Raw genomic sequence first — 6426 nt, 5'->3', positions numbered from 1 at the left:
GACCCACTCGCAGAAGGCCTGCCAGCTGGAAGCGCCGGAGCGCTGCTGGAGGGTGGTGGTCATGAGAACGGAAAGAAATGTTCCCGAAGGAACGGTTTAAGGAAGGGCAGGAAAGCCCTGCCTGCTGGGGAGTGTAAAGGAAGTTTGCGCTGTGTGTCGCTTGCTTGATGAAGTTCTTGTGAAGAAGCTTCTAGCTCCGTTGGCGGCAGCGCTTGTTAGCGTCCCGAAACCCCCATGGCAGCTGACGTGGCACCACAACAAGAACGGGTGTTGCTGGTACGGCTGCCCTGCAATCCGATCTTTCCGATCGGGCCGATCTATCTCGCCGACCATCTGCACAAATGTTTTCCGGAGATGCCCCAGCGCATCCTGGATCTTGCGGCTCTGCCGGTGCTGGATGTCCATCGCGTGCTGGACGCCACCGTTGACCAGTTCCAGCCGACGCTGTTGGTTTTTTCCTGGAGAGACATACAGATTTATGCACCGGTTGATGGGCGGGGTGGCAACCCTCTTCAGAACTCATTCGAGGTGTTCTATGCCCGCAACCCACTGAAACGTCTGCATGGAGCCATGGGCGGGCTTCAGTTGATGAGCAGCCATTACGGCGAGCTGCGCAGAAACCAGCGTTTGGTGCGTCAGGGCTTGAAACGTGCGCGCCGCCACCAGCCGGCGGCCAGAGCAGTTCTTGGCGGTGGGGCCGTCAGTGTGTTCTACGAGCAACTCGGCAAGTCGCTTCCCAAGGGAACAGTTGTGTCTATCGGTGAGGGGGAGCCGCTTCTCGAGAAGTTGATCCAGGGCCACTCCCTTGAAGGCGAACGTTGTTTCGTGGTGGGCGAGAAGCCACGTTCAGGCCTGATCCATGAGCAGCCGGAAAGTCGACCCAAAACCGCCTGTGATTACGACTACATCGCTTCGATCTGGCCCCAGCTCGATTGGTACCTCGAAGGTGGCGACTTCTATGTGGGAGTTCAGACCAAGCGAGGCTGTCCTCACAACTGTTGTTACTGCGTCTACACGGTGGTGGAAGGCAAGCAGGTGCGCCTCAACCCAGTGGATGAGGTGGTGAAAGAGATGCGCCAGCTTTACGACCGCGGGGTGCGTGGTTTCTGGTTCACTGATGCTCAGTTCATTCCCGCGCGGCGCTACATCGAAGACGCCAAGGAACTCCTGCGGGCGATCAAGGCTGAAGGACTGACCGGCATCCGTTGGGCGGCCTACATCCGCGCCGACAATCTGGACCCCGAATTGGCTCAGCTCATGGTGGAGACGGGCATGAGCTATTTCGAGATCGGCATTACGTCCGGCTCTCAAGAGCTCGTTCGCAAGATGCGCATGGGTTACAACCTTCGCACCGTTCTGGAGAGTTGCCGGATGCTGGCGGATGCGGGCTTCCGCGATCACGTGTCGGTGAATTACTCCTTCAACGTGATTGATGAGCGGCCGGAGACGATCCGTCAGACCGTGGCTTATCACCGTGAGCTGGAGGCCATTTTCGGCGCTGATTTGGTCGAGCCAGCGATCTTTTTCATTGGCTTGCAGCCCCACACCCACCTTGAGCAGTACGGGTTTGATCAGGGTTTGATCAAGCCGGGCTACAACCCGATGAGCATGATGCCGTGGACGGCGCGCAAGCTTCTCTGGAACCCTGAGCCCATGGGGAGCACCTTTGGCCGGGTGTGTCTCGAGGCTTTTGATCGCAATCCTGCGGATTTCGGTCGCACAGTGATGTCACTCCTCGAAAGGGATTACGGAGTGGCTGCGCTTCATGAAGCATTGCGAGCCCCTGTGGCAGGCCGAGCTGCCTTGGCAACGGCCGTGCGCTGATTCCTCAATTCTGTTGTTGTGATTTCTCACGAGCAAAAATGTATTTTTATTCACATCCCTAAGTGTGGTGGGACATCTGTTGAGGATGTGATTTGGCCGAAAGAGAAAGGTCGTACGGAGGAAGACCTTTGGATGGGGTTTGTTAGTCGGTTTGAAAATAAATATCAGACTGGCGGCCTGCAGCATCTCTTGGCTTGGCAGGTTCGTGAAGAGGTGGGCCCTAATGTTTTCAGTGCCTACTACAAGTTTGCTTTTGTGAGGAATCCCTGGGATCGCTCTGTTTCTCAATTTGCCTACATGCAGCAAAGGCCAGATTTGATGGACTATTTGGGGATGACTCCAGAGACTGAATTTAAGTCTTACCTCGAATTGATTCGCCATAAAGAGCATGTGCAGTGGATGCCCCAGGTGCGGTTTTTACTTGATCATGATGGATCTGTTCTTGTTGATCGAATTGGGCGATTGGAGGCTTTCAACCAGGATTGTGCGCAGATTTTTGCTGATCTTGGTTTGACTCAAGATCGGTTGCCAGGCCATGCCAACCGATCCAAAAGGCAGCCCTTTCAAGCGTATTATCCTGACGACGAAGCGATTGAAGCTGTTGCCGATATCTTCTCCGAAGATATTGGTTTTTTGGGATATAAATTCGTTGATCCTTCTGTCTAGCTGACCTGCTCTGGTGTTCCCCAGGGGTACGACCATGGTATTTGGCCACCCAAGCCTGTCTTGGCGACATGCTGCTGGAGATGATGCTTCGCGATGATTTGATCGCTGCTCTCGAAGTTGTCGTTTAGTTTATTGAGCCTGATTTCAAGCAATTGCTCCAGGTCGTCCTTGATTCCCTTCGCTGCTTTGTTTTGAATTAAGTTATTCATCTGGAAGGGGTCATTGATGTTGTCGAATAAAAGCCAGGCTCCGCCTTCGTTGCGAACATAGGTGTGTTGGCTTGTGCGCACGCCGCGATAAGCCTGTACTCCGTACAGCTGAAGTGGCCCTGCTTGCACTGGTGCGCTGAGGAGCCCCGCGTCTGAGTTTTTTTCAGGTTTTTCGTTTCGGATGCTCGTACTCCAGTCCTGGCCTTGAACATGATCTTCCTGTTTCAGGTTTGCCAATCCAAGCAGGGTCGGCATCAGGTCTGGTGCATCGATCGGTACCTTGCATTGTTGCCCTGCGCGATGTTTGCTGCCTGGGTCTCTGATGACGAGCGGGACACGCACAGACTCTTCAAATGGAAATAACTTTCTAGTTAAGCCATGGCTGAAAATCATATCGCCATGATCTGATGTGAAGACAACAACGGTATTTTTGTCGAGATCATTTTTTTTGAGGCTCCGCAGGATTGTTTTCAGGCAATCGTCGAGGGCTGAAATATGGGAGTAGTAACCGTGCAATTGGTCTCTCGCTTTGTTGTGATGTTCCTTTGGAACATTTTCAGGGATCTTGATGTTTGATTTTGTGTATAAGTCTTGGTATTCCTGGGGCGCTGAATGGTACGGGTCATGGGGTGGTCCCCATGAAACGGTGAGGAAAAATGGTTGCTCATTTTGTGCGAATTTTTTGATGAGTTTTGCTGCACAATGGCTTTGAGCTATGGCGTCATATCCTTTCCAGAATTTCTGTTCTTGATCATCATTCAAAAAGAATGGTGATTGGTTGTAACTGTGGTTGCATTCGTTCCCTTGCCAATGATCAAAGCCTGCTCGATATTGCTGGGGGATTGGTGAGTTTCTTCGGTCAAATCCTCCGGTCGGTGACCCATAAACGTGCCATTTGCCGATGTATGCCGTTTGATAGCCATTTCGCTTGAAGGCTGAGGCGATTGACTTGTGTTGGGGGTCCAGGCAAGCGTCATTTACCAGGACGCCATGCTGGAGCGGGTAGAGGCCGGTCAGTAATGATCCCCGGTACGGGGAGCATTGTGAACAGCCAGAAATCGCATTTGGAAAGTTAATTCCCTGGTTTTTGAAGCGGTCCAGCGTGGGTGTGTGGCACTGATCAACATCCGCTGTTCCTCGCCACTGATCGGCAAAAACAATCACAACGTTCTGAGGCTGCCGATGGGTCAGCCTTTGACGAATCAGTTGCAGTTTTTGCTTCAGCATCGTTGTTCGTCGTGGGCTGAATTTTTCGACTGGCGCGGGTGAGTTGGCTTTGTTGTTTGAATCAGGCGGCTGCCAATGGCCGTTAGGCTCAGTAGGGCAACCATCCCGCCTAGAGGATTGGCGTTCTGGCCCCCTGGTCCCACCAGCCAAATCGGTGCATTTGGATCAATCATCAAAAGGTTTTGGTGAGCGAGGAACCAGCCGCCCACAAGACCTCCATGCAGTCCGATGCATCCCCATAGGGAGCCTTGATCACGGAGCCGGAGCAGAGCAAGGATCAGCCCCAAGAGCAAGAGTCCCGTTAACAAGCCCAGCATCGGCCCAAAGCCGAGGTTGAAGCGTGTGTGAACCAGGCTGAAGAGCGCCGCCTGGCCGAGAAGTCCTCCTCTGGGACCGAGCATCCTCGTGAGTTCTTCCCAGAGCCAGGCACGAAAGATGAGTTCCTCAGCAAAGCCAACGCCGAGGGCCAGGAGGAGGCAATTGAGGATGGCCTGGATCTCGAGATTCCCTCGCCAGGAACCGTTTCCAGTGAAGACAAGCAAGCTCACAATCAAGCCGATGAGGGCAATGGACATCAACAATCCGATGCCAAGTGAGATGACGTGATCGATGCGAGCCCTTGGCTTGCGAGCGATCAGCCCTAGCCGTCTCCAAGGCCGAGGTTCGGACCACCGCAGGGCTGCCCATCGGGGCATCACCAAGAGGAACAGCACAAAACTCAGCAGCGTTCCGGTCAGGGAGACCTGAGCTGCTGGCAGGCCAAGCAGCGTCAGCGGGACGGCAGCGAGCCATCCCAGTGCGTAAAGCAGAGGAATGAACAGAACCGTGCACAGCCAGGCTGGCTGAAGCAGGAGGAACCTGTTCAGCGGTTGCTGCATCGCTTTAGTTTTCAGGCTCGATGGAGCTGGTCAGCCCTTTGGACTTCAGCGTCTCGCAATAGAACTCAGCTGGCTCGATGTCACACACAATCACCAAGCCCACTCCGGTGTTGTGGGCCTCCAGCATCACGGCCATGCAGTCCTGCTCACTGAGTTGAGGCACAACTTGCTGCAGGGTGGCCACCACGTATTCCATGGAATTCACCGGATCGTTGTGCAGCAGCACCTTGTAGCGAGGTGATCGCTTGCGAACCCGCTCTGGCGCTTTGTCCAGAACAGCTGCACCTCCTGGTTTTTGGCTGGGAGAGTCCACCGCCATGACCATTGATTCGAAGCCTTTGAAATCTAAAGCGAATAGGGAGAAGTAGCGGCTCACAGTGCCTTGATGCGAGCCATGGCTTCGTCCACATTGGCGCGGCTGTTGAAGGCGGACAAGCGGAAATACCCCTCGCCAGCGGCTCCGAAACCGCTCCCGGGTGTACCCACCACGTTGGCTTTGTTGAGCAGATGGTCGAAGAAGCCCCAGGAGTCCATGCCCTCAGGGGTCTTGATCCAGACGTAGGGAGCATGTTCGCCTCCATAGATGGTGAGGCCTGCCGCACTGAGTTCGCGGCGAATGATCGCGGCGTTCTCCATGTAGAAGTTCACCAGGGCCTTCACCTCGGCCTGACCGGCTTCGGAGTAAACAGCCTCGGCTCCGCGCTGAATGATGTAGCTGACACCGTTGAACTTGGTGCTCTGACGTCGGTTCCAGAGCCCCCAGAGTTCCACCGCTTCGCCGTTGGCTGCTTTGCCTTTCAGCCCCTTGGGAACCACGGTGAACGCACAGCGCGTGCCGGTGAACCCAGCGTTTTTTGAGAAGGAACGGAATTCGATGGCGCAGTCCCGGGCTCCTTCGATCTCGAAGATGGAGTGGGGGAGTTCCTGGTCCTGGATGAAGGCCTCATAGGCAGCATCGAAGAGGATCAGCGCGCCATTGGCACGGGCGTAGTTCACCCAGGCTTGAAGTTGTTCCCGGGTGGCGACGGCACCGGTGGGGTTGTTGGGGAAGCAGAGGTAGATCAGGTCGACCGGTTCACTGGGAATCTGCGCTGCAAAACCGTTGTCCGCGCTGATCGGCAGGTAGGTCAGTCCCGCATATCGACCAATCTCTCCGGCTTCACCGGTGCGACCAGCCATCACATTGCTATCCACGTACACCGGATAGACGGGGTCCGTGACGGCCACCTTGTTGCCCTCGCCGAGGATGTCGAGGATGTTGCTGCTGTCGCACTTGGAGCCGTCGGAAACAAAAATTTCCTCGGCACTGATGTCGCAGCCTCGGGATTGGAAGTCGTTTTTGGCGATGGCCTCCCGCAGCCAGCCGTAGCCCTGTTCGGGGCCATAGCCGTGGAAGCCTTCGGCGGTTCCCATCGCATCGATGGCGGTTTTCATCGCTTCACGGCAGGCCAGCGGCAGGGGCTCCGTGACATCACCGATGCCCAGGCGAATCAGCGCTGCGTCGGGATTGGCAGTGCTGAACGCTTTGACGCGCCGACCGATCTCAGGGAACAGGTAGCCCGCCTTGAGCTTGAGGTAATTGCCGTTGACCTGAACCACGGAACCGGAACCTATGTCTGAGG

6 protein-coding genes are annotated in these 6426 nt (G+C 55.3%); 2 read left to right on the top strand and 4 right to left on the bottom strand.

The window, feature by feature from the left end; genetic code table 11:
- Nucleotides 1-234 precede the first annotated feature (234 nt).
- Together Q3Y53_RS11540 and Q3Y53_RS11535 are read left to right on the top strand one after the other, a co-directional pair.
- Nucleotides 235-1824, top strand: a complete 1590-nt coding sequence (locus Q3Y53_RS11540) for a photosystem II high light acclimation radical SAM protein (RefSeq protein ID WP_303536163.1) — start codon at nt 235-237, stop codon at nt 1822-1824.
- A gap of 18 nt (nt 1825-1842) precedes the next feature.
- A complete protein-coding gene (locus Q3Y53_RS11535; protein WP_303536161.1) occupies nt 1843-2490 on the top strand; it encodes a sulfotransferase family 2 domain-containing protein in 648 nt (215 codons plus the stop codon).
- On the opposite strand, the gene Q3Y53_RS11530 is transcribed toward Q3Y53_RS11535, so the two are convergent.
- From Q3Y53_RS11530 to Q3Y53_RS11515, 4 genes are read right to left on the bottom strand one after another with little or no spacing between them, the layout of a single operon-like run.
- A complete protein-coding gene (locus Q3Y53_RS11530) occupies nt 2487-3926 on the bottom strand; it encodes a sulfatase (RefSeq protein WP_226425710.1) in 1440 nt (479 codons plus the stop codon). The two genes, Q3Y53_RS11535 and Q3Y53_RS11530, sit on opposite strands and share 4 nt — an antisense overlap.
- Nucleotides 3920-4804 (bottom strand): CPBP family intramembrane glutamic endopeptidase, encoded by an 885-nt coding sequence (locus tag Q3Y53_RS11525; RefSeq protein WP_226425712.1) that lies wholly within the window; start codon nt 4802-4804, stop codon nt 3920-3922. Before Q3Y53_RS11525 ends, Q3Y53_RS11530 begins: the two co-directional genes overlap by 7 nt.
- A 4-nt stretch (nt 4805-4808) precedes the next feature.
- The gene (clpS, locus tag Q3Y53_RS11520) at nt 4809-5129 is read right to left on the bottom strand and encodes an ATP-dependent Clp protease adapter ClpS (protein ID WP_186510477.1); all 321 of its coding nucleotides are present in this window, start codon (nt 5127-5129) and stop codon (nt 4809-4811) included.
- Nucleotides 5130-5176: 47 nt separating this feature from the next.
- Nucleotides 5177-6403, bottom strand: coding sequence for an LL-diaminopimelate aminotransferase (locus tag Q3Y53_RS11515; RefSeq protein WP_226425713.1), 1227 nt, complete (start codon nt 6401-6403; stop codon nt 5177-5179).
- Nucleotides 6404-6426 lie beyond the last annotated feature (23 nt).

Source organism: Synechococcus sp. YX-04-1 (assembly GCF_030546365.1).
Lineage (GTDB): Bacteria > Cyanobacteriota > Cyanobacteriia > PCC-6307 > Cyanobiaceae > Parasynechococcus.
The sequence above is the reverse complement of the archived record's forward strand: the minus strand, read 5'-3'. Positions and strand labels throughout refer to the sequence as shown.